Here is a 488-nt window from a genome sequence, read left to right on the forward strand (position 1 = left end):
GATCATGAAAGTTTCAGATTTTCGTTATGGTCAAAACGATCACAGTTTTGGGCATACCTACTAATTTTCGGAAAAGGTTTTTTTCTTTTTTTACTCCCGCTGAGCGTATTTGCATTCATCGCTGTTGGACTATCTCTAAACGAGTCCTGGAGCTACCTAGCGGAAGATCTAATTCTGGGGTTTTATTCTTGGCTGTTAGGTATTCCTCTTCTGTGCTGGGTCATCGCCTCCGTAGTCATGCGCTATTTCCCTAAACTCTGGGTCAAACCCTCCCGAGGCCCGATCTGGGAAATCAACCGCCGCACCGGTCTCGTCACCCTCTTTGATTACGACAACAACGGCGAGTATAAAAAGAACGGCACTATCGGTGAACTCACTGCGCCGTTTTACGAGTTCGATGCCTACATCGCGACCATCCCGGATCGTCAGGGTTTAGTGACGAACGTGCTGTACATCGCCCACCGCTACCGCGATATCGTCATCAACTT

1 pseudogene is annotated in these 488 nt (G+C 48.2%); it reads left to right on the forward strand.

Going from position 1 to position 488, the window contains the following annotated elements:
• Nucleotides 1-237: 237 nt before the first annotated feature.
• Nucleotides 238-488, forward strand: a pseudogene (locus tag QN378_RS23330) (hypothetical protein); the annotation flags it as partial.

The organism is Pseudomonas sp. 10S5 (genome assembly GCF_035019745.1).
Lineage (GTDB): Bacteria > Pseudomonadota > Gammaproteobacteria > Pseudomonadales > Pseudomonadaceae > Aquipseudomonas.